Raw genomic sequence first — 20,261 nt, forward strand, 5'->3', positions numbered from 1 at the left:
ATTAGTTTTTTTCCACGGAGACACGGAAAAATTAATTTGCAAGGGTCTTCGACCAGGCTCAGAAAACCTACTTATCCATCAACAAATTAACCAGTTCTTTTAATTCTTCAATCTCCAGTTCTAATTTTTCTATTCTGTTTTCCAGTTCTGTAGGATCAAACTGCGATGCTGCCACAGTTTCAGTTTCCGTTTCGATAGGGGTTTCAGCTTGTTCGCCTAAAAGATGAACAAAACGAGCTTCCTTCTGACCAGCTTTCTTGGGCAGTTGTTTTACAAAGGCAGGTTCTTCATCTGATAATTTTTGAAGCTGTTCTAAAACTTCTTCTATACTTTCAAATTCATATAATCTTCCCGAATTGCTATTAATTTCCCCGGGTGTTAACGGTCCGCGTAAAAGTAACAGACAGATAATAGCCAATTCCGAAGGTAATAGAGGATAAGCAACAGCCAGGTTATGTTTATATTTTGTTGCACGGCTTGAACCACCTGTAGCAGTGGATATTAAACCTTTTATTTTAAGTTGGTTTAGTGTTAAAGTTATGGTCTCCTCATCGTAATTTACCACAGGATTTCTCGAACTTTTTTGGTTACATGCAGCCGTTAAACTATTTAAAGTCATTGGATAATAATCGGGCGTGGTGCGGCTTTTTTCTATTAACGAGCCTAAAACACGTTGCTCTTCTGCTGATAAGTCGGGTAGTGGTTTTACATTGTCCATGTTATAAAAGTATAAATTGGCTGAGCATTTTTGAAAATTATTTTGTTAATGATTTGTTTATAAGGAGTTATAAAAATATTACACAATAGAAAAAATGTAATTGCATCAAATCAAGCCAGAAATAACTTTTAACAAGATACTAGTCAGAAATTTGGATACTTAAAAGGGGAAAAATTAGATTTGCGCTATAGATTTCGGCATGCTTAATTTATTCAGGGCTATTATAACATGGAGGAGGGTTCTTAAACAAGTCAAGGATAATGATGAACACAAGAAAAATTACACCTTCGTAATCACGAACGACGTTCTACGGTTATTTTTTCTCCCCATTTCAGTTTTATTATCAGCAATCGGTTTACTTGCCCCAAAACCCTTAAAGGTAAGCCTTTTAGAATCAATACTATTTTTGATCAAGTATTTGTAAACAGCATTGGCCCTGTTAAAAGATAACTTTTCGTTCAATTTATCATCACCAACATTATCGGTATGTCCCTGAATTTCAATCTGTACTTTTTCATTTTGATGCAAAAAATCAATAAGCAGATCCAATTCGTGAATAGAGGCGGGTAAAAGATTAAACTTATTGGTATCGAAGAAAATGTTTCTTAAGGTTACATTTCCGCCTTGCTTTATTTTTTCAATGTAAACTTCAATCTGATAAGGTTTATTAATATCCCCAGACTTGAGCTCAAAGTTTTCAGAATAAAACATGTAGCCTTCGGCATTTACGTTAAACAAATAATTACTTCCCACAGGCATTACAGCTAAAAATTGACCAGTTTCCGGATCGGTATAATCATCAAAAACAGTTTTATTGGTTTTCAGATCTACGACCTGAACGTTGCTTTCGATCGTTTTTTTAGTATCCAGGTCTCTTACAATTCCCTTCACATAAGATACCTTTAGCGGTTTAGCTATTTCAGGGATGCCAAAACTGTAAATATCCTGCATGCCATAACCAGCTTTTAAGTTTGATGAAAATAATCCAGAATTGCCATTGGCACTCACTACCAAACCGCTTTCATCTTCGAAAGAGTTGATTGGATAACCGATATTAATTGGCTTTTGCCACTTGCCATCATTATCCATCCTGCTATAATAAATATCTTTATTTCCGAAACCTGGCCAACCATTAGAAGAAAAATACAAAGTTTTACCATCTACGTGCAGAAAAGGGGTATTCTCATCGAAAGCGGTATTGATCTCTGAACCAAGATTAATGGCAGGTCCCCATTTGGCATCATCAGTAATGGTACTCTTCCATATATCGTAACCACCATACCCGCCAGGCCGGTTACTAATAAAATATAAAGTCCGTCCATCGGGGCTAATAGCAGGCTGCGACTCCCAGAATTCAGAATTAACGGGCTGACCAACATTATAAGGCTCACCCCAATCTTTCCCCTCACGGTGAGAAACATAAATATCACACCTGCCTAAACCATCTGGTCGGTTGCATCCTGTAAAAAACAGGTATTTCCCATCAGGCGAAATGGTTTGGGCACCTTCATTGTACTTAGTCGTATTAATCTTGCTTGACAAGGGAGTAGCAATACTCCAGGAATTATTTTTAAGCTGTGACGTCCAGAAATCTTCATTTCCATTAATCTGGCGGGTAAAAACCAGGGTTTCGCCATCAGCAGTTATTGCTGGGAAGTATTCCGCATCATTTGTATTTACACCTTCACCTAAATTTATCGGGCTATATTTTACCGGTTTCTTTATTGCAATGGTAGCAAAATCACAGTCTAAAAGGTATTTTTTTGCTCTTCTTACTCTATCAGATGAGGAATCTAGCATCAAAAAATCACTAAAATGCTGTTTTGCTTTTAAATAATCCTGCGTAGCAAATTCTGTCTCTGCGAGGTTATAAATTACTTCAGGAGCTACTGCTTTATTAATTAATATCGCTTTTTCGTAGGCCGTTCTGGTATCCTGATATTTCTTTTGTGCCTTGCAAACTCCAGCAAGCAGTATATAAGCATTTTGAAATAAAGGATCAGCTTCAACAACACTTTTTAATGCCTGTTCTGCCGAGGGATAATCTTGCTTTTGAATGAATAGATTTGCTTTTTCGAAAAAGTTTTGCGCTTTTTTATTACCCGAAACCTGAGCAAACGCATTAAAACTGAATAGGCTCAAAAATAAGAATAGACAAAACCTCATACATTAACATTGGTTATTAAAGCTAATGTAAACTAATTTAAGGAATATTTAAAAACTTGTGTGTTTGCAAGGAAATCTCCCATTTAGGATTAGCCATTACATACTCAATAATTAATGGAGTAATTTCTGTTGACTTAGACCATTCTGGCTGAAGATATAATTTGCAGGTAGGAGATACCATTGCGGCATATTCTTCTGCCCATTTAAAATCACTTTTATTAAAAACGATAACCTTTAATTCGTGTGCAAATGGTGTAATATCTGGCCTTGGTGCTTTGAATTTCTTTGGCGACAAACAAATCCAATCCCAATTTCCGGAAAGTGGGTAGGCACCAGACGTTTCGATAAAGGTAAGGATACCTCTTTCTTTTAATTTGTTGGTTAAATAATCAAGATTATAAATTAAGGGTTCACCACCGGTAATTACAACAGCTTTACCCGGAAATTTATCGGCATTCTCTACAATTACATCAGCTAGGGTAAGTGGATGCATTTCGGCGTTCCAGCTTTCCTTAACATCGCACCAGTGGCAACCCACGTCGCAGCCTCCTAAACGGATAAAATAAGCTGCTTTACCAGTATTAAATCCTTCGCCCTGTATAGTATAAAATTCTTCCATTAAAGGAAGTAATGTGCCGTCTTCTGGTATTTCTTGTTTCATTTTTGAGGATGCAAATATCCTAAAAAAATATGGTGATGCTGTTCCTCTTTTGAAATTTAATAGAAAGATGAAACAAGAGTGATATTTATTTGCAGTATTTTAGCAGAATGAAGTGGTTTAAGGCGCTAAATAAGAATCAAATTCCTCAACCTGATACAATTAAAACAATTGAGCTTGCAGGAAAACAGATCTGTCTGATCAATATTGATGATAAAATTATTGCAACCCAATCTCATTGTCCACATGCTGGTGGCCATTTTAGTGGTGGCTGGTGCAAAAACGGAAACCTAATTTGCCCAATCCATCGATATGAATATAGTTTAACTACAGGCAGGGGAGCCGAAGGACAGGGCGACTATATCAATATCTATCCAACTGAGTTACGTGAAGATGGTCTCTATATCGGTTTTGAAGAAAGCTGGTGGAGTAAACTTTGGGGATGATCTATTCCCGTCAGACTGAATTTATTTCAACAGCTCTCTAATTAAGACCCTGAAATAAATCCTATAGCTATCAGATCAGAGTGCCGAGTCTATTATAAACTTAATTTAGCAAATATCTTTTAAAAAATTCCTGACAGTTCAAAATTTCAATTTCTGAGAAATAAAAATCTTCAATATCTTCCGTGATAATACATTTACAATTGACAGATTTGGCAGCGTAATATTCTAAACCATCTTCAAAATCGTGAATTGATTTATTCAACAAGGTATCCAAAACACTTTTTGATGAATTTCCTGCAATCTTAATATGTTGGCAAAGCAAGTCGATTTTCTGTTTAGCCAAATGTGATTTATGTTTTTTTTCAGCAAAATAAAATGCTATAGCTAAACAAAGGGGAGAAGTATAAATTTCAAAATTTGGATGCGATGCTAAACTTAAAATTCTCGACGAGTAGGTATAAAGCGGATATTCCTTATTCAATACAGAAACAAGAACATTCGCATCTAAAAATATCTCCATCGATTACTTTTTAGAAGAAAAGAATTCATCTTTTGAAACTTTACGGTTTGGCTTTGGCGTTTTTTTATACTCTACTTCACCCTCAGCAACCATACTCACCCAATCCGAAATGGGAAAGTCTTCTAAAGATTTGTACTCTTTAGCAGTAACCTGTGTTAAAAGATGCTCTACTAGGCGAGAAAGACTGATGTTGTTTTCGGCAGCGTATTTTTTTGCCCTATCAACTACGTTTTGGTTAAAGCTTAATGTTAGTTTAGCATCCATTGTCTTGTTGTTTTATAAAACAAATATACAAAATACACGTATAATTTAAAAATAGTATACGTAAAAAAAGCAGCTCAAATGTATGAACCGCTTTTGTTTTTTGTTTTGGGCTTTGTCTTAAACCTTCTGTCTTTAAACCCTCAACCTTAAGAATATATTTCTTTCCTGGCTGATGCCAATGTATTTTTTAATAAGCCAACAATTGTCATTAGACCAACACCACCTGGAACAGGCGTAATGTAAGAAGCCTTAGGCGCCACGTTTTCGAAATCTACATCTCCAAATAACTTAAAGCCAGATTTGGTTTCTGTAGAAGTTTCCCTGTTGATACCTACGTCAATAATAATTGCGCCAGGTTTTACCATATCGGCAGTAACAAAATTCTTTTTACCAATTGCGGCAATCACAATATCTGCTTGTAAGACTTGCTCTTTTAAATCTTTAGTACGCGAATGGGTAAGTGTTACCGTACAGTTGCCTGGATTTGCGTTACGTGCCATTAAAATACTCATCGGGCTACCCACAATGTTACTACGACCAACAACAACACAGTGCATTCCTGTCGTATCGATCCCATACTCTTGTAGCATCAATAAAATACCGTAGGGTGTTGCCGGAATAAAGCAAGGTAAATTACGCATCATCCTGCCCAAATTTACAGGATGGAAACCATCTACATCTTTACGATAATCGATCTTTTCAGTTACTTTTTCAGGATCGATATGTTTCGGAAGTGGTAGTTGAACAATTAATCCATCCACATCGTTATCCTGGTTAATTTCTTCGATTTTTGCCAATAACTCAGCTTCAGTTACCGAGTTATCATATCTGTGCAATGATGATTTAAAACCAACTTTTTCGCAGTTTTTCATCTTACTGGCCACATAAGTTTCGCTACCACCATCGTTACCGACCAAAATGGCAACCAAATGTGGCTTACGGCCTGTTTTATTTAAAAATTCTGCAGCTTCTTCCGCAATTTGAACTTTAACTTTTTCTGATACGTATTTACCGTCTAATAATTTCATTTTAAAAGTATCGGGTAGTGAGTACCAAGTATCAAGACTAAATGGTCTACTTGATTGCTCTTTATAATTTTAACTATTATTTAAATTTGCGAGAATCTTGATACCTGATACTTGTATCAAGATTCTATTTTAATCCAATTTCAAAACTGCCATAAACGCTGTCTGTGGAATTTCTACGTTACCCACCTGACGCATGCGTTTTTTACCTTTTTTCTGTTTTTCCAGTAACTTACGTTTACGGGAAATATCACCACCATAACATTTAGCCGTTACATCTTTACGTAAGGCACTTAGTGTTTCGCGTGCAATAACTTTAGCACCAATTGAAGCCTGTATTTTAATCTCGAATTGTTGACGAGGGATTAATTCTCTTAATTTCTCGCAAATTTTCTTTCCGAAATCGTAAGCGTTGCTACGGTGAATCAGTGATGATAACGCATCAACAGGCTCATCGTTTAACAATAAATCCAATCGTACTAAATCAGATTTACGGTAACCAATTTGGTGGTAATCAAACGAAGCGTATCCTTTAGAAAGTGTTTTTAATCTGTCATAAAAGTCGAATACAATTTCGGCCATTGGCATTTCGAAAACCAACTCAACCCTGTCTGAAGTTAGATAGGATTGATTAATAATCGCTCCTCGTTTTTGGATACAAAGCGACATTATCGGACCAACAAAATCAGACTTGGTAATAATATTTGCTTTGATGTAAGGTTCTTCAACCGAATCCAGTTTACTTGGATCTGGCAAATCAGATGGATTATTTACGATAAACTCATCACCTTTTGTCGTGTGTGCAATGTACGATACGTTGGGAACCGTTGTAATTACCGTCATATCGAATTCGCGCTCTAAACGCTCCTGGATAATCTCCATGTGCAACATCCCTAAGAAACCGCAACGGAAACCAAAACCAAGTGCCGCAGAACTTTCCGGCTCGAAAACGATAGAAGCATCGTTCAGCTGCAACTTATGCATCGCCTCACGCAGTTCTTCAAATTCATCAGTATCTACAGGATAAATACCAGCAAAAACCATTGGTTTAACCTCTTCGAAACCCTGAATGGCATCTAATGACGGCCTGGCCACAGTTGTAATCGTATCACCAACTTTTACCTCTCTGGCTTCTTTAATACCAGAAATGATGTAACCCACATCGCCGGTTTTAACTACGTTACGAGGTGCCATATCCAGCTTCAAAATACCAACCTCATCAGCCAGGTATTCTTTGCCAGTATTAATAAATTTTACCTTATCTCCCTTTTTAATCTCACCATTTACCACTTTGTAGTAAGCGATAATGCCTCTAAAAGAATTAAAAACGGAGTCGAAAATTAAGGCTTGTAAGGGCGCTTCAGGGTCGCCAACAGGAGCAGGAACGCGGTCTACGATGGCCTGAATTATATCAGGAATCCCTAAACCTGTTTTACCAGATGCAGGAATAATATCTTCACGTTTACAGCCAATTAAATCAATAATCTGGTCTTTTACTTCCTCAGGCATAGCCCCGGGCAAATCCATTTTATTTAAAATCGGGATAATTTCAAGGTCGTGCTCTAAAGCTAAATATAAATTGGAAATGGTCTGGGCCTGAATCCCTTGCGAAGCATCTACAATCAATAATGCCCCTTCACAGGCTGCAATAGAGCGAGAAACCTCGTACGAGAAATCTACGTGTCCTGGCGTATCAATCAGGTTAAAATTGTACTCAATATCACCAACCTTATAGTTCATTTGTATGGCATGACTTTTAATCGTTATGCCTCTCTCACGCTCTAAATCCATGTTGTCGAGCAATTGCGCCTGCGCTTCACGCTGCGAAATCGTCGCTGTATATTCTAATAACCTATCGGCCAGGGTGCTCTTACCATGGTCAATATGTGCAATAATGCAAAAATTACGTATATGCTTCATCTTTGCGCAAAGATATGTTTTTTAAGGTAATTTTTAATCTAGAAAATATTCACCCCAGGCACTTTGATTTGAAAAGCAAATACAGGGGCTTTTCGGTTACAGTAGTCCTGCTTTCCACTTTACTCCATTGCATTGCGTGTTCGTTCCAATCAGGTTTATTAAAGTTAAGATAATGGTCCTTTTTACATTTTTCCGGCAAGAAGCTTTAGTAAGTAACAAATTGAACATCATGGAATCTAAAAGAGGACTAAAATCAAACATTTTGCTCAGTTTAACCAATATCAATAAAAAATACGGTAGCCACGAAGTATTAAACTTTGGCGAATGGAAAATCGATAACGGAGTTCATTGGTTAAAAGGAGGGAATGGCACTGGTAAATCAACCTTATTTCGCATTATTTCCGGACAAACACCTTTTAAAGGAGAAGTAGAGCTTAATGATATCAGCCTTAAAAGAGACCCTGTAAAATTCAAATCCGCCATTAGTTTTGCCGAAGCTGAGCCCCAATATCCTTTGTTTATAACCGGGCAGGAGTTGATCGATTTTTATATTGAAACCAGGGGTGCTGAAAGAAAACAGGCAAAAAATCTTGCACTATATTTTGCAATGACGCTGTTTCTTGGCAATAAAATAGGGAGTTATTCTAGTGGAATGTTAAAAAAACTTTCGCTGATCTGCGCATTTATTGGTAACTCCGATTTATACATTTTAGATGAACCTTTAATTACTATCGATGTAAACTCGGCAGATAAACTGTATCAATTAATTACAGAAAAAGCAGCGCAAGGAAAGGGGTTTCTTTTATCATCACACCAAGAGGTAAATAACGATAAAATTCAACTTAATACTGTACTTCAAATCGTTGATAAACAAATTATTAAACTCTAAATGCTGAAGTTATTGATTAATACGCTGTCGAAAGAATTTTACCAGCAACATGCTGGCTTTTTTCTTGTTGGCATTTACATGTTATTTGGCATAGTAGAACCCTCGCAATTAGTCAGCTACCAAACAGCCTTATTATTAGCCGGTGTTTCTTCTCCAATCGGAATGGCCGTTGTATTTGTATCATGGCTTTTATACGCCACAAAAGTTCATTTCTTTATCAAACAAAAATTAGCATCAGCCAAATATAATTTTATTAAAGAAACAGCTGCTCTGGAAAAAAAGATGCAGCTAAAATTGTGGTTAAGGTTATATTTTACCATTCTCTTACCAGTTATTATTTATGTTTTTCTACTTATTGTCTTAAGTATCCATCACCACTTTTTCATTAGCATCGCATTTATTTTAATTGTTTTTTCGCTCATAATTTTTGGTTTATCCTGGCTTACCTATCAATCCGTAACATTGGGCTTTCTAAAAAAAGACAGACAACCGATATCAGTAGGGCTGAAGGTAAATAAACCATTCTTTAGCTGGCCGCTGTTTCATTTATTGAAAGAACAACCATTAATGTTGCTGATGTGCAAGGTCTTGTCATTCATTTTCTTTAAGGGAATGTTATGGATGTTTGCTGATGTGCGTAATGATATGCGTGTAATATTGGTTGCGTTATTGGCATCTGTTTTATGTCATGCAGTTTTAGTTTTTACCCTACTAAAATTTGAAACTGAATTTTTAAATTTTAATAAAAGTCTGCAGATTTCTGTATTCAAAAGAATGCTAAACTGGTTATTGGTTTTTGTCTTTATTTTAATCCCTGAATGGATATTTTTGATTATGGCTGCTCGCTTTAACCTATATGCTATAGCGAATGGAATCTTATTCGGCATTGCAGGATTATCTTTCTTTTAATATTATTATATATAGTTAGGTTAAATATGGATAAATACCTGAAATGGCTGCTGTTTTTCTTTTTTATTGCCATGTGGTCCATACTCGGGCATTATTATGTTTTGTTCAGTTTAGTACTGTTAGGCAACTGTGTTTTATACTACTTCATTATGTTTAATAAAATCGATTTAAAAGGGATAGAGGAATAGCAATAAGAATTTTAACCACAGGTATTGATGAACAATACAGATAGATTCATCCGTGTCTATTCATTTGATCTGTGATTAAATCCTATTAAACCATAGTTTTTTTCCATTTACCTTTTTTAAATAAGAAATAAGCAGCTACAGCAATTCCAGCCTCTGCCGTTGGTATAGCAATAAAAACTCCAGTTGGACCCATTTCTAAATATTTCGCCAGTAAATAAGCCAAAGGAATCTGGAACAGCCAAAATGCAAAAACATTAATTTTTGTAGGCGTCCAGGTATCGCCAGCACCATTAAATGCGCTGCTAAATACCATCGCCGCTCCATAAATCACAAAACCGAGGCTCATAATTCTAAGAGCCTTACCGGCAATAGCTATTACCTTTTCATCTGAAGTGAAAAATGCAGCGAACAAATGCCCACAAGTAAGAAAGAGTACACTTACTACCGCCATAAAAATCAAAATGTATTTTAAGGTTTGGAAAACGGACTTTTCAGCACGATCTATATGGCCCGCACCCAAATTCTGACCAACCAACGTGGCGGCTGCATTGCTTAAGCCCCAGGCTGGTAACATAAAAAACATCATGAGTCGCAGTGCTGTTTGGTAACCTGCCGATCCCGTATCACCACCAGTAGTGGCAACCAGTTCTGCTAAAAACACCCAGCTGCAGCTTGCAATTACAAACTGAAAAATAGCTGGAGCGGCAATTTTAACAATCGCCTTAATCTGCGTAAAATCTGGAATAAAATGGCTGATACGTATCTTAAGCGCATTTTTACCGCTAAATAAATTGTATACCTGGTAGCTAACACCCAAACCACGACCAATTGTGGTTGCAATTGCAGCGCCTGTTAAACCAAATGCAGGTACTGGTCCAAAACCGTTAATAAAAATAGGGCAGAGGATGATGTTGGCAATATTGGCGATCCATAAACTCCGCATTGCGATTGCCGCGTTACCAGCACCTCTAAAAATTCCATTAATCAAGAATAGCAATACAATAATGATACTTCCACCCATCATAATGCGAACGAATGCGACACCTTGCTCAGCAGTTTCAGCTGAAGCGCCCATGAGTAATAGAATATCTCTGGCGTAAATTAACCCCAGGATACTGATTATTATGTTTACGAAAACAGCTATTACAATGGTTTGCATTCCAGCCTTTGATGCCGCTTCTGGATTTTTTTCGCCAATTCTACGTGCAACCACAGCAGTTACAGCCATACTTAAGCCAATGGCTAATGAATAAATAATAGTTAAAACCGATTCCGTTAAACCAACGGTCTGTATAGCATGACTACTATTTTCCAGGTGGCCAACAAAATATAAATCGACCAAAGCAAAAACCGATTCCATAGCCATTTCCAGCATCATGGGAATGGCCAATAAAATAATGGCGCGTTTTATACTAATGGAAGTGAGGTCAACTTCGTGACCTTTTAAGGACTGGATTAGAATATCGAAAAATGACGATAGTTTGCCCTGTGCCTTTGTAGACTGTGACATATAATAAAAATAAATTGTGATGTATAAACCAATGATACGCGGCTAAGCGCACATACCTAAAATTGAAATGGAGGGAATCCTCAGTTACTTAAAACCTCAAACTGATTGCAGATACTATCATGGCTCTGGTCTTTTTGATAAAGCAAAGATAGCTAAAATTTTGAATTGTCAAGTTTTGATGACCAATTTTCAAGGGATTGATTAAATTTTGCGATTTCTTTTTGCCACGGAAACACAGAATCCACAGAATTATAATCCTTCTAATCTCTTTAATCTGTGTAATCAATATTAAATACTATAGGCCTTAATCATTTCTTCGTTAACTTTTGTCCCTCTACCGGTATTTAAATCAATCAGTACGTAATCAAAAATACCATCTGAAGCCACTTTGCCCGTTTTATGATTAATAATTTCGAACTGAACAGAGCAGCCTTTATCATTCATAGCTAAAATTCCGGTTCTGATCAGCATTAAATCGTTCATTAGCAGGGGACGTTTGAAGTTAATATCTACATGACTTACTACCCAGCCTAAACCTTGTTTGGTAAAATGTTCCCATGGCATGCCGTAGAATTTTTCCATCTGCTCATAACGTGCAGCCAATACATAATCTAAGTATTTGCTGTTATGTACATGGTTAAACATGTCTATATCATCCGGGCGGACGCGTAGTTCGCTTTCAAAAATGCTATATTGATTCTTTTCCAAGGGTTGATGTTTTCAGCAAAAGTATAAATAAAGCTTGATTGTAAAGTATTGCTTACTAAATGTGGAAGAAATGTAAAGCACTACTTGCTTTTTTTTTGTATTTTTGATATGAAATGGGAAAACTCAAATTATATGATGTCAATACTCCACGCGAAACAATTGCTGAGGAGCGTGATGCTATTTATTTGAGCCGTACCCCCGAGCAGCGTTTTTTTGGGGTTCTGCAGCTTAATTACATTTCGGTTACCATGAACGGCGGCAAGCCATTAAAATCTCCGCAAGGCAAGGGGCTTGTAATTCGTAAGCCAACCATATAATTACTTTATGTCTTTTGATAAAGAAGTAACAGTTTAATCTTTATTCTGATGATTTAATTTTTAATCTTTCCTGATGCAATCGTCATAGAGTAAGATTAGTTTTTTAGTCAAAAGCATTAAAATATTGGCGATTGTAAGTCTAAAGTCGTCATTTCGAGCGGAGTGCAACACAGTCGAGAAATCTATGAAGATAGATCTCTCCATTTCGCTACGCTTCAGTCGAGATGACGACTTTTCTACTGACTTATCTGATTCAAGTTAATAAAAAACACCTCTTGTTTTTAACCAAAAATAACCTTATCTTTGCGCCACAATTAATTAATTTTTTATTGCTTTAATATTATTCAAGAATGTATTTAAGTCCAGAGAAAAAAGCTGTAATCTTTAAAGAGCACGGCGAAGTAGAAACCAACACGGGTTCTGCAGAAGGTCAAGTAGCGTTATTTACATACCGTATTGCGCACTTAACAGAACACTTAAAGAAAAATCGTAAAGATTTCTCTACTCAGTTGTCACTTCAAAAATTGGTAGGTAAACGCCGCGGTATTTTGGCTTACCTATACAAAAAAGATATTGAGCGCTATCGTGCTATCATCAAAGCTTTATCGCTTCGTGATATCATCAAACAAAAATAAGCGCAAGTTTATCATTAAAAGCCATTCTTCAGGGAATGGCTTTTTAATTCCCTGTTAATTTTTTTAACGGGTTTTATTATAGATAGGCTTTTTTAATCCTATCTTCGTTTGCAAAAACAAAAACATGTATAAACAACGGTGTGTAGAAAGAGGAAAACACACCATAATTCTAATTAAATGAATGTAATAAAAAAATCGTTCGATTTGGGCGATGGCAGAATTGTAGAAATTGAAACTGGTAAACTAGCTAAACAGGCTGATGGTTCGGTTGTAGTAAAAATGGGCGATACGATGTTGTTAGCAACAGTTGTATCTACTGTTGGCGCTAAACCAGGTACTGATTTTTTACCATTATCGGTTGATTATCAGGAGAAATACGCGGCTACTGGCCGTATTCCAGGAGGCTTTTTACGTCGTGAAGCAAGATTATCTGACTACGAAGTATTAATTTCACGTTTAGTGGACAGAGCTTTACGCCCAATGTTTCCAAGTGATTATCACTCTGATACACAGGTGATGATTTCTCTAATCTCTGCTGATAAAGATATTATGCCGGATTGTTTGGCAGGTTTAGCAGCATCTGCTGCATTATCAGTTTCTGATATTCCTTTCAACGGTCCGATTTCTGAAGTACGTGTTGCTAAAATTGATGGTAAATTAATTATCAATCCTAAAGCCAGCGATTTAGAGCGTGCAACTTTAGAGTTTATGGTTGCTGGTTCAGCTAACGATATAGGCATGGTTGAAGGTGAGTGCGATGAAATTCAGGAAGACGAAATGGTTGAAGCTTTAAAATTTGCACACGATGCAATTAAAGTTCAATGTGCCATTCAGGTTGAATTAACTGAAGCTACCGGCAAAACAGTTAAACGTGAATATAACCACGAAGATCATGATGCTGATTTAAAAGCTAAAGTTTATGCTGATACTTACGATAAAGTTTATGCTGTAGCAAAAGCTGGTGGCAATAAAGATGTTCGTAAAGAAGGTTTCACTGCAATCATTAACGAATTCTTCGAAGCAATGCCAGAAGATACTGCTGATTTAACCAAAGCAATGGCTAAACATTATTATCATGATGTTCAGTACGATGCCATTAGAAATCTATTGCTGGATGAGGGTATCCGCTTAGATGGTCGTAAGACTACAGAAATCCGTCCAATCTGGAGTGAAGTTGGTTATTTACCTGCTGCTCACGGTTCGGCTGTATTTACACGTGGTGAAACTCAATCCTTAACATCCGTTACTTTAGGTAGCAAAGATGATGAGCAAATGATTGATGGTGCTTTCTTTAATGGTTACAACAAATTCTTATTGCACTATAATTTCCCTGGTTTCTCAACTGGAGAGGTTAGACCAAACAGAGGCGCTGGCCGTCGTGAAATTGGTCACGGTGCTTTAGCACAACGTTCATTGAAAAAAGTATTGCCTCAAGGTGAAGCAAATCCTTATACCATCCGTATTGTTTCTGATATTTTAGAATCTAACGGTTCTTCGTCAATGGCAACTGTTTGTGCTGGTACATTAGCATTAATGGATGCTGGTATTAAAATCAAATCTCCGGTTTCTGGTATCGCAATGGGTTTAATTACCGATGAGAAAACTGGTAAATATGCAATCCTTTCTGATATTTTAGGTGATGAAGATCATTTAGGTGATATGGACTTTAAAGTAACCGGTACTGAACATGGTATCGTTGCTTGTCAAATGGACTTAAAAATCAATGGTTTATCTTACGAAGTTTTAACTAAAGCTTTGTTACAGGCTAAAGAAGGTCGTTTACACATCTTAAACGAGATGAAGAAAACCATTAGCAGCCCTAACGAAGATTACAAACCACACGCTCCACGTATCGTATCTTTAACTATTGATAAAGAATTTATCGGTGCCATTATCGGCCCTGGAGGTAAAATTATCCAGGAAATGCAACGCGAAACCGGTGCTTCAATCTCTATAGAAGAAGTTGATGGTAAAGGTATTGTAGAAGTTTTTGCTGATAACAAATCAGCTATTGATGCAGCGGTTACACGTATCCGTAACATTGTTGCCAAACCAGAAATTGGTGAAGTTTACCAGGGTAAGGTAAAATCGATTATGCCTTTTGGTGCATTTGTTGAAGTGATGCCAGGTAAAGATGGTTTATTACACATCTCTGAAATTTCATGGGAGCGTTTAGAAACCATGGATGGTGTATTAAAAGAAGGTGATAAAATCGAAGTTAAATTGCTGGACATTGATAAACAAGGTAAAATGAAACTTTCTCGCAAAGTTTTATTGCCAAGACCAGAAAAACCAGCAGCGCCACAAGCGTAAAACAAGTCCGAGTCGGGGAGACCAGAGTCGGAAGATATTAAGATCAGCCCTTTCAGTGTAAAACTGAAAGGGCTTTTTACTTCTAAATCGAATTAATACGCTTCGTCGTGCTGAATTTATTTCAGCATCTTTGATTCTAACTTAAAAATTTTCACAGTTCTTTTGTAACTTGCATCATACCGTCATGCTGATCCGATAACTATCGGATTTATTCAGCATCTTACCTACTCATAAGTTCCTGAAATGAATTCAGGGTGACGGTCGTTTTAAAATGTTACTTTAATACTAAGAGATCATTAAATGAAATACATCATTGCCCCATCCATACTTTCTGCCGATTTTGGCAACTTACAACACGATATTGAAATGATTAACCAAAGTGAGGCCGATTGGTTCCACGTTGATGTGATGGATGGTGTTTTCGTTCCAAATATTTCTTTTGGTTTCCCGATAATGGCTGCTGTAAAAAAACATGCTATCAAACCTTTGGATGTACATTTAATGATTGTTGAGCCGGATAAATTTATCGGTGAATTTGCGAAAGCAGGTGCTGACCGCATCACAGTACATTACGAAGCCTGCACGCATTTGCATAGAACGATTCAATTAATCAAAGCTTCTGGTTGCAGGGCAGGTGTAGCGTTGAACCCGCATACCCCGGTAACCTTATTACAGGATGTAATTGAAGACCTGGATCTGGTGCTGATTATGTCGGTTAATCCAGGTTTTGGTGGGCAAGCTTTCATCCACAATACCTATAAGAAAATAAAAGATTTAAAAGACTTGATTCAAGGTGTAAACGAAAACTTGATTATTGAAGTAGATGGTGGTGTGGGTTTACAAAATGTTGCTATGTTAGCATCAGCAGGTGCCAATGCTTTTGTAGCCGGAAATGCAATTTTCGCAACGGATAATCCGACTGAAACGATTGCCAAAATGAAAAGCTTAACAACGAATGCTGTAAGCATTTAAGTTTTTAACCACAGATAAAAAAGGATGGGCACATATTGGGAATGTTTTCAGGATTCTACCGTTACTTACCTTTTTGAGAAATAAAGACATCCGTGTTTATCTTGTATGCATCTGTGGCTACTTTAACCAAATCTCTACGCGTAAAATGCTCAAATTTAGGCTCATCCTGCTTCTTTTAATTTTCGGTTGCTGTTTTGCTGTAGCGCAGCCTTTAGTTAGGGTTTCGGGGATAGTTTATAATAATGAAAAGTTTCCATTATCTCAGGTTACTGTTATTGTTCTCGGACAAGCGCAATCAACCGTTACAGACGAATTTGGTGTTTATACCATTTATTCCAAATCGAAAACATTTAGCATTAAATATTCTCTTTTAGGTTACCAGCCCCAAACCATCAAATTTAATGAACGTTCAGGTGCGCGGATTGTTAAACAAGTGAACTTAATCGCTAATATTAATGAGTTAGAGCAGGTTAACATCACCAATAAACAGAATCAGTTAAGTAACACCACTACCATTAATATTGCAGATGTATCCTCCATGCCATTGGTTTCTGGTAATTTTGAAAGCATGCTCAAAACGCTGCCTGGTGTATCTACAAATAATGAATTAAGTGCCCAATATAGCGTTCGGGGAGGCAATTTTGATGAAAACCTTATTTATATTAACGATGTAGAAATTAATCGGCCAGTGCTGATCCGCAACGGACAGCAAGAGGGGCTGAGTTTTATCAATTCAGACCTGGTCAGTAAAGCAAAGTTCTCCGCCGGTGGTTTTGAAGCGAAATATGGCGATAAACTTTCTTCTATTTTAGATATCAGATATGATAAACCAGATAGCAATCAAACTACTTTTAGCACCAGTCTTTTAAATACCTCGTTAACTACAAAAAGGATATTTAAAAACAGTTTTTTATTGGCTGGTTTACGCTATAAAAACAATTCGAGCGTGCTCATCAAACAAGATGAGCAAGGTAGTTATAGTCCTAACTTTGCCGACGCACAGCTGCTTTATCAGTACGATTTTTCGCAGAAATTCAATATCAGTTATTTGGGAAGTTTTAACCTTGGGCAATTTAAACTGGTACCCACAAACAGAGAAACAAAGTTTGGTACTTTAAGCACTACATTAAGGTTAAATGTAGATTACACGGGACAGGAGATTGACGATTACCAAACCTTAGGTAGCGCTGTTACCGCAACATACTCGCCAGAACCAAATTTGGTCATCAAGTTTATCAATAGCTATTTTAACACGATTGAAAGGGAACGTTTTGATATCAACGGCAGCTATATTTTTGATGAAGTGGATAATAACTTTCCTGGAGAAAATTTTGGGCCGGTAAGTAAAAACAAGGGTATTGGCAGCTATTATAATTATGGAAGGAATAGTTTAAATACCCAAATTTTTGCTTCTGAAATTAAGGTCGATCAGAATTTTGATAACCATGTTTTTTCCTGGGGCTTAAAATTCGATAAATCCTTATATAAGGATCAGTTAAACGAATATAATTATACCGATTCGGCTGGGTTTATCTTACCCAATAACTCCAAAAACATTGTTTTGCAAAACGTAATTAATGTAAAAAACAATCTTGATATCAGCAATTACAGCGCATACATCCAGGATAGTTACTCACTTTCCGGTTCTGCAGAATTACAGCTGGGAGCAAGGTCGACTTATAGCTCTTTAAGTAAACAATTACTGATCAGTCCGAGGATATTGATCGCCTATAGGCCAAATTCGAACAATAAGATTCTGAGGTTTTCTGCAGGTGTATACAAACAACCACCATCATACCGTACCATACGCGATTTTTCCGGGCAATTAAATATCAACCAAAAAGCGCAAAGTTCTTATAATACTTCGCTGGGTTACGAATATGCATTTGATGCTTTAGGAACAAGGTTAAAGTTTACTTCAGAAGCTTACTTTAAATATTCAGACCGCTTAATTCCCTATAAAATTGATAATCTAAGGATTAAGTACCTGGCGAACGAAGTATCGCGTGGTTACGCTTATGGTGCTGATTTCAGCATTGGTGGCGAATTTGTAAAGGACCTGGTTTCCTATTTCAGGATGTCGGTAATGCATGCCAATGAAGATATTATTGATGATAGTTATGTTCAAAATGGAACCACAATTTATCCGGGCTACTTAAAACGACCAACAGATCAACGCCTGAATTTTTCCATATTTTTTCAGGATAAACTATTGAATAGCCCGACTTATAAAGTTCACCTTAACGCACTTTATGGTTCACGTTTGCCAATTGGTCCATCGCAAACTCCAAGATATTTAGATAAATTTTACATTCCATCTTACAAGCGGGTTGATATAGGGTTTTCAAAAGATTTTTTAGATGATGCAGCCATACATAAACCAAAATTTCTGGATAGAAATTTTAATGCTGTAATTCTGTTTTTTGAGGTTTTTAATATGCTCAATCTCAATAATACCGTTTCTTATCTCTGGCTAAAAGATGTAGATAATGTACAATATGCCATTCCAAATTATTTAACCGGCCGGCAGTTTAATTTAAAGTTAATTGTGAAGTTGAAAAACTAAGCTTAGTCCTAAAAGGTTTTCAGTTCTTTAATGTCAACCTAATTGCAAATCGTTAACTGAGAATTTCAAACCGATAAATGTAAACTGCAGATTGAGAATTGCTAACTGATCCTGGAGAATCATCAAATTTTGGAAACCCGCGGGATAATTAGGGTAATTTTCAGACCGTATTATCTTACAGAGCTTGTATTGGGAGCTGATTTGCTACATTTAAACCTAACAGGTTTACGAAAATAACTGGTTCGTTTCGTCTCATTTAAATAAAACGATTTAATTACAAAAACTGCAATAAATCAATCAATTTCATTCTTTTTTTTAACAAAATTTAATTTTTTAGGTGACGATTTTATGGGCATAACTGCTTTAAAAATTTTACATTTACTGCCATAAAACATTATATAATAAGATGAAGCATAATTTTGGCGCAGGCCCTTGTATTTTACCTCAAGAAGTGTTTAAACAAGCAGCTCAGGCTGTTTTAGATTTTAACGATGGATTATCAATTTTAGAGATTTCGCACAGAACAACCGAATTTGAGGCAGTTGTTGCTGAAGCTGATAAGTTGGTAAAAGAATTATTAAATGTGCCGTCGGGTTATTCCGTTTTATTTTTACAAGGTGGTGCAAGTTTACAGTTTGCGATGGTTCCGATGAACTTATTGGGCGATGGACAAACAGCAAGTTATTTAGATACTGGTGTTTGGGCAACCAAAGCATTAAAAGAGGCTAAATTTATCGGCAATGTGAATGTCGTTGCATCGTCTAAAGATGCGAATTATACGTTCATCCCGAAAGATTTTGAAATTCCTGCTGATAGTGCGTATTTCCACTATACTTCAAACAATACTATTTATGGAACAGAGCTTTTCGAAGTACCTAAAACCGATGTTACTGTAGTTTGCGATATGTCGTCAGATATTATGAGCCGTGTAATCGACGTTTCTCAGTTCGATTTAATTTATGCAGGTGCGCAAAAAAATGTTGGTCCGGCAGGTTTAACCATCGCTATTGTTAAAGATGAAATTTTAGGTAAAATTGACCGTAAAATTCCATCAATGTTGAACTATCAATCGCATATCGATAACGGTTCAATGTATAACACACCTCCGGTTTTTTCTATTTATGTTGCCTTATTAAACCTTCGTTGGTTAAAATCTAAAGGCGGTGTTGCAGAAATTGAAAAAGAAAACAAACAAAAAGCTGAAGCACTTTACAGAGAGATCGATCGTAATCCATTGTTTAAAGGAACTTGCGCAGTTGAAGACCGTTCCAGAATGAACATTTGTTTCGTAATGGAAAATTCAGAATTGGAAAAACCATTTTTAAAATATGCAGAAGAACAAGGTATTGTGGGGATTAAAGGCCACAGAAGTGTAGGCGGTTTCCGCGCTTCGATGTATAATGCCTTGCCAATTACAAGTGTTCATGCTTTGGTCGAGGCCATGCAGATATTTGAGGAACAACAAGCAAAAGCAAATTAATTTAAATTTTAACCACAGATGATTAATGCGATTATTTAATCAATCAAATCTGTGCAA

18 protein-coding genes are annotated in these 20,261 nt (G+C 36.6%); 9 read left to right on the forward strand and 9 right to left on the reverse strand.

Features of this window, described 5'->3' with window-relative positions; all coding sequences use genetic code 11:
- Nucleotides 1-67: 67 nt before the first annotated feature.
- The 3 genes from IM793_RS08860 to IM793_RS08870 all read right to left on the reverse strand — a co-directional run bounded on the left by IM793_RS08860 (nucleotide 68) and on the right by IM793_RS08870 (nucleotide 3,545).
- Nucleotides 68-718, reverse strand: a complete 651-nt coding sequence (locus IM793_RS08860) for a YceH family protein (RefSeq protein WP_193420650.1) — start codon at nucleotides 716-718, stop codon at nucleotides 68-70.
- A 279-nt stretch (nucleotides 719-997) separates the two neighbouring features.
- Nucleotides 998-2,860: an OmpA family protein gene (locus IM793_RS08865; protein ID WP_227256190.1), complete on the reverse strand. Its 1,863-nt coding sequence runs from the start codon at nucleotides 2,858-2,860 to the stop codon at nucleotides 998-1,000.
- Between the two features lie 61 nt (nucleotides 2,861-2,921).
- Nucleotides 2,922-3,545 carry a 7-carboxy-7-deazaguanine synthase QueE gene (locus IM793_RS08870; RefSeq protein WP_193420652.1) on the reverse strand — a complete coding sequence of 208 codons (624 nt, stop codon included), beginning with the start codon at nucleotides 3,543-3,545 and terminating at the stop codon, nucleotides 2,922-2,924.
- 107 nt (nucleotides 3,546-3,652) lie between these two features.
- Here IM793_RS08870 and IM793_RS08875 point away from each other — a divergent pair, with 107 nt between their 5' ends.
- The gene (locus IM793_RS08875) at nucleotides 3,653-3,988 is read left to right on the forward strand and encodes a Rieske 2Fe-2S domain-containing protein (protein ID WP_193420653.1); all 336 of its coding nucleotides are present in this window, start codon (nucleotides 3,653-3,655) and stop codon (nucleotides 3,986-3,988) included.
- Between the two features lie 100 nt (nucleotides 3,989-4,088).
- On the opposite strand, the gene IM793_RS08880 is transcribed toward IM793_RS08875, so the two are convergent.
- From IM793_RS08880 to lepA, 4 genes are all read right to left on the reverse strand, one after another.
- Complete coding sequence (locus IM793_RS08880; RefSeq protein ID WP_132397523.1) at nucleotides 4,089-4,508, reverse strand: PIN domain-containing protein; 420 nt, start codon at nucleotides 4,506-4,508, stop codon at nucleotides 4,089-4,091.
- A 3-nt stretch (nucleotides 4,509-4,511) separates the two neighbouring features.
- Nucleotides 4,512-4,772, reverse strand: a complete 261-nt coding sequence (locus IM793_RS08885; RefSeq protein ID WP_193420654.1) for a DUF6364 family protein — start codon at nucleotides 4,770-4,772, stop codon at nucleotides 4,512-4,514.
- 146 nt (nucleotides 4,773-4,918) lie between these two features.
- Complete coding sequence (locus tag IM793_RS08890) at nucleotides 4,919-5,800, reverse strand: bifunctional 5,10-methylenetetrahydrofolate dehydrogenase/5,10-methenyltetrahydrofolate cyclohydrolase (RefSeq protein ID WP_193420655.1); 882 nt, start codon at nucleotides 5,798-5,800, stop codon at nucleotides 4,919-4,921.
- 129 nt (nucleotides 5,801-5,929) lie between these two features.
- On the reverse strand, nucleotides 5,930-7,717 hold the full coding sequence (lepA, locus tag IM793_RS08895) for a translation elongation factor 4 (protein ID WP_121284766.1): 1,788 nt from the start codon (nucleotides 7,715-7,717) through the stop codon (nucleotides 5,930-5,932).
- Nucleotides 7,718-7,946: 229 nt separating this feature from the next.
- Here lepA and IM793_RS08900 point away from each other — a divergent pair, with 229 nt between their 5' ends.
- Nucleotides 7,947-8,606 carry an ATP-binding cassette domain-containing protein gene (locus IM793_RS08900; protein WP_193420656.1) on the forward strand — a complete coding sequence of 220 codons (660 nt, stop codon included), beginning with the start codon at nucleotides 7,947-7,949 and terminating at the stop codon, nucleotides 8,604-8,606.
- Nucleotides 8,607-9,515, forward strand: a complete 909-nt coding sequence (locus IM793_RS08905) for a hypothetical protein (protein ID WP_193420657.1) — start codon at nucleotides 8,607-8,609, stop codon at nucleotides 9,513-9,515.
- Between the two features lie 273 nt (nucleotides 9,516-9,788).
- Here IM793_RS08905 and IM793_RS08910 read toward each other — a convergent pair whose 3' ends face one another.
- Together IM793_RS08910 and IM793_RS08915 are read right to left on the reverse strand one after the other, a co-directional pair.
- Nucleotides 9,789-11,213, reverse strand: coding sequence for an MATE family efflux transporter (locus IM793_RS08910; protein WP_193420658.1), 1,425 nt, complete (start codon nucleotides 11,211-11,213; stop codon nucleotides 9,789-9,791).
- Between the two features lie 288 nt (nucleotides 11,214-11,501).
- Nucleotides 11,502-11,921, reverse strand: a complete 420-nt coding sequence (locus tag IM793_RS08915; RefSeq protein WP_132397533.1) for a thioesterase family protein — start codon at nucleotides 11,919-11,921, stop codon at nucleotides 11,502-11,504.
- A 113-nt stretch (nucleotides 11,922-12,034) separates the two neighbouring features.
- Between IM793_RS08915 and IM793_RS08920 the strand changes: the two genes are divergently transcribed.
- From IM793_RS08920 to serC, 6 genes are all read left to right on the forward strand, one after another.
- Nucleotides 12,035-12,238 (forward strand): hypothetical protein, encoded by a 204-nt coding sequence (locus IM793_RS08920; protein ID WP_193420659.1) that lies wholly within the window; start codon nucleotides 12,035-12,037, stop codon nucleotides 12,236-12,238.
- 350 nt (nucleotides 12,239-12,588) lie between these two features.
- Entirely contained in the window at nucleotides 12,589-12,873 is a 285-nt protein-coding gene (gene rpsO, locus IM793_RS08925; RefSeq protein WP_055913898.1) for a 30S ribosomal protein S15, read from the forward strand.
- A 177-nt stretch (nucleotides 12,874-13,050) separates the two neighbouring features.
- The gene (gene pnp / locus IM793_RS08930; RefSeq protein ID WP_193420660.1) at nucleotides 13,051-15,186 is read left to right on the forward strand and encodes a polyribonucleotide nucleotidyltransferase; all 2,136 of its coding nucleotides are present in this window, start codon (nucleotides 13,051-13,053) and stop codon (nucleotides 15,184-15,186) included.
- A gap of 300 nt (nucleotides 15,187-15,486) precedes the next feature.
- Nucleotides 15,487-16,158 (forward strand): ribulose-phosphate 3-epimerase, encoded by a 672-nt coding sequence (gene rpe, locus IM793_RS08935; protein ID WP_193420661.1) that lies wholly within the window; start codon nucleotides 15,487-15,489, stop codon nucleotides 16,156-16,158.
- Nucleotides 16,159-16,231: 73 nt separating this feature from the next.
- Nucleotides 16,232-18,724, forward strand: a complete 2,493-nt coding sequence (locus IM793_RS08940; protein ID WP_227256191.1) for a TonB-dependent receptor — start codon at nucleotides 16,232-16,234, stop codon at nucleotides 18,722-18,724.
- Nucleotides 18,725-19,130: 406 nt separating this feature from the next.
- Nucleotides 19,131-20,204: a 3-phosphoserine/phosphohydroxythreonine transaminase gene (serC, locus tag IM793_RS08945; protein ID WP_193420662.1), complete on the forward strand. Its 1,074-nt coding sequence runs from the start codon at nucleotides 19,131-19,133 to the stop codon at nucleotides 20,202-20,204.
- The last annotated feature ends 57 nt before the right edge of the window (nucleotides 20,205-20,261 follow it).

Origin of the sequence: Pedobacter sp. MR2016-19 (assembly GCF_014947265.1) — a bacterium.
GTDB lineage: Bacteria > Bacteroidota > Bacteroidia > Sphingobacteriales > Sphingobacteriaceae > Pedobacter.

Coding starts and splice junctions, on each gene's coding strand:
- IM793_RS08860 (WP_193420650.1), bottom strand. CDS start 718: ATGGACAATGTAAAACCACTACCCGACTTATCAGCAGAAGAGCAACGT.
- IM793_RS08870 (WP_193420652.1), bottom strand. CDS start 3,545: ATGAAACAAGAAATACCAGAAGACGGCACATTACTTCCTTTAATGGAA.
- IM793_RS08875 (WP_193420653.1), top strand. CDS start 3,653: ATGAAGTGGTTTAAGGCGCTAAATAAGAATCAAATTCCTCAACCTGAT.
- IM793_RS08880 (WP_132397523.1), bottom strand. CDS start 4,508: ATGGAGATATTTTTAGATGCGAATGTTCTTGTTTCTGTATTGAATAAG.
- IM793_RS08885 (WP_193420654.1), bottom strand. CDS start 4,772: ATGGATGCTAAACTAACATTAAGCTTTAACCAAAACGTAGTTGATAGG.
- IM793_RS08890 (WP_193420655.1), bottom strand. CDS start 5,800: ATGAAATTATTAGACGGTAAATACGTATCAGAAAAAGTTAAAGTTCAA.
- lepA (WP_121284766.1), bottom strand. CDS start 7,717: ATGAAGCATATACGTAATTTTTGCATTATTGCACATATTGACCATGGT.
- IM793_RS08900 (WP_193420656.1), top strand. CDS start 7,947: ATGGAATCTAAAAGAGGACTAAAATCAAACATTTTGCTCAGTTTAACC.
- IM793_RS08905 (WP_193420657.1), top strand. CDS start 8,607: ATGCTGAAGTTATTGATTAATACGCTGTCGAAAGAATTTTACCAGCAA.
- IM793_RS08910 (WP_193420658.1), bottom strand. CDS start 11,213: ATGTCACAGTCTACAAAGGCACAGGGCAAACTATCGTCATTTTTCGAT.
- IM793_RS08920 (WP_193420659.1), top strand. CDS start 12,035: ATGGGAAAACTCAAATTATATGATGTCAATACTCCACGCGAAACAATT.
- rpsO (WP_055913898.1), top strand. CDS start 12,589: ATGTATTTAAGTCCAGAGAAAAAAGCTGTAATCTTTAAAGAGCACGGC.
- pnp (WP_193420660.1), top strand. CDS start 13,051: ATGAATGTAATAAAAAAATCGTTCGATTTGGGCGATGGCAGAATTGTA.
- rpe (WP_193420661.1), top strand. CDS start 15,487: ATGAAATACATCATTGCCCCATCCATACTTTCTGCCGATTTTGGCAAC.
- serC (WP_193420662.1), top strand. CDS start 19,131: ATGAAGCATAATTTTGGCGCAGGCCCTTGTATTTTACCTCAAGAAGTG.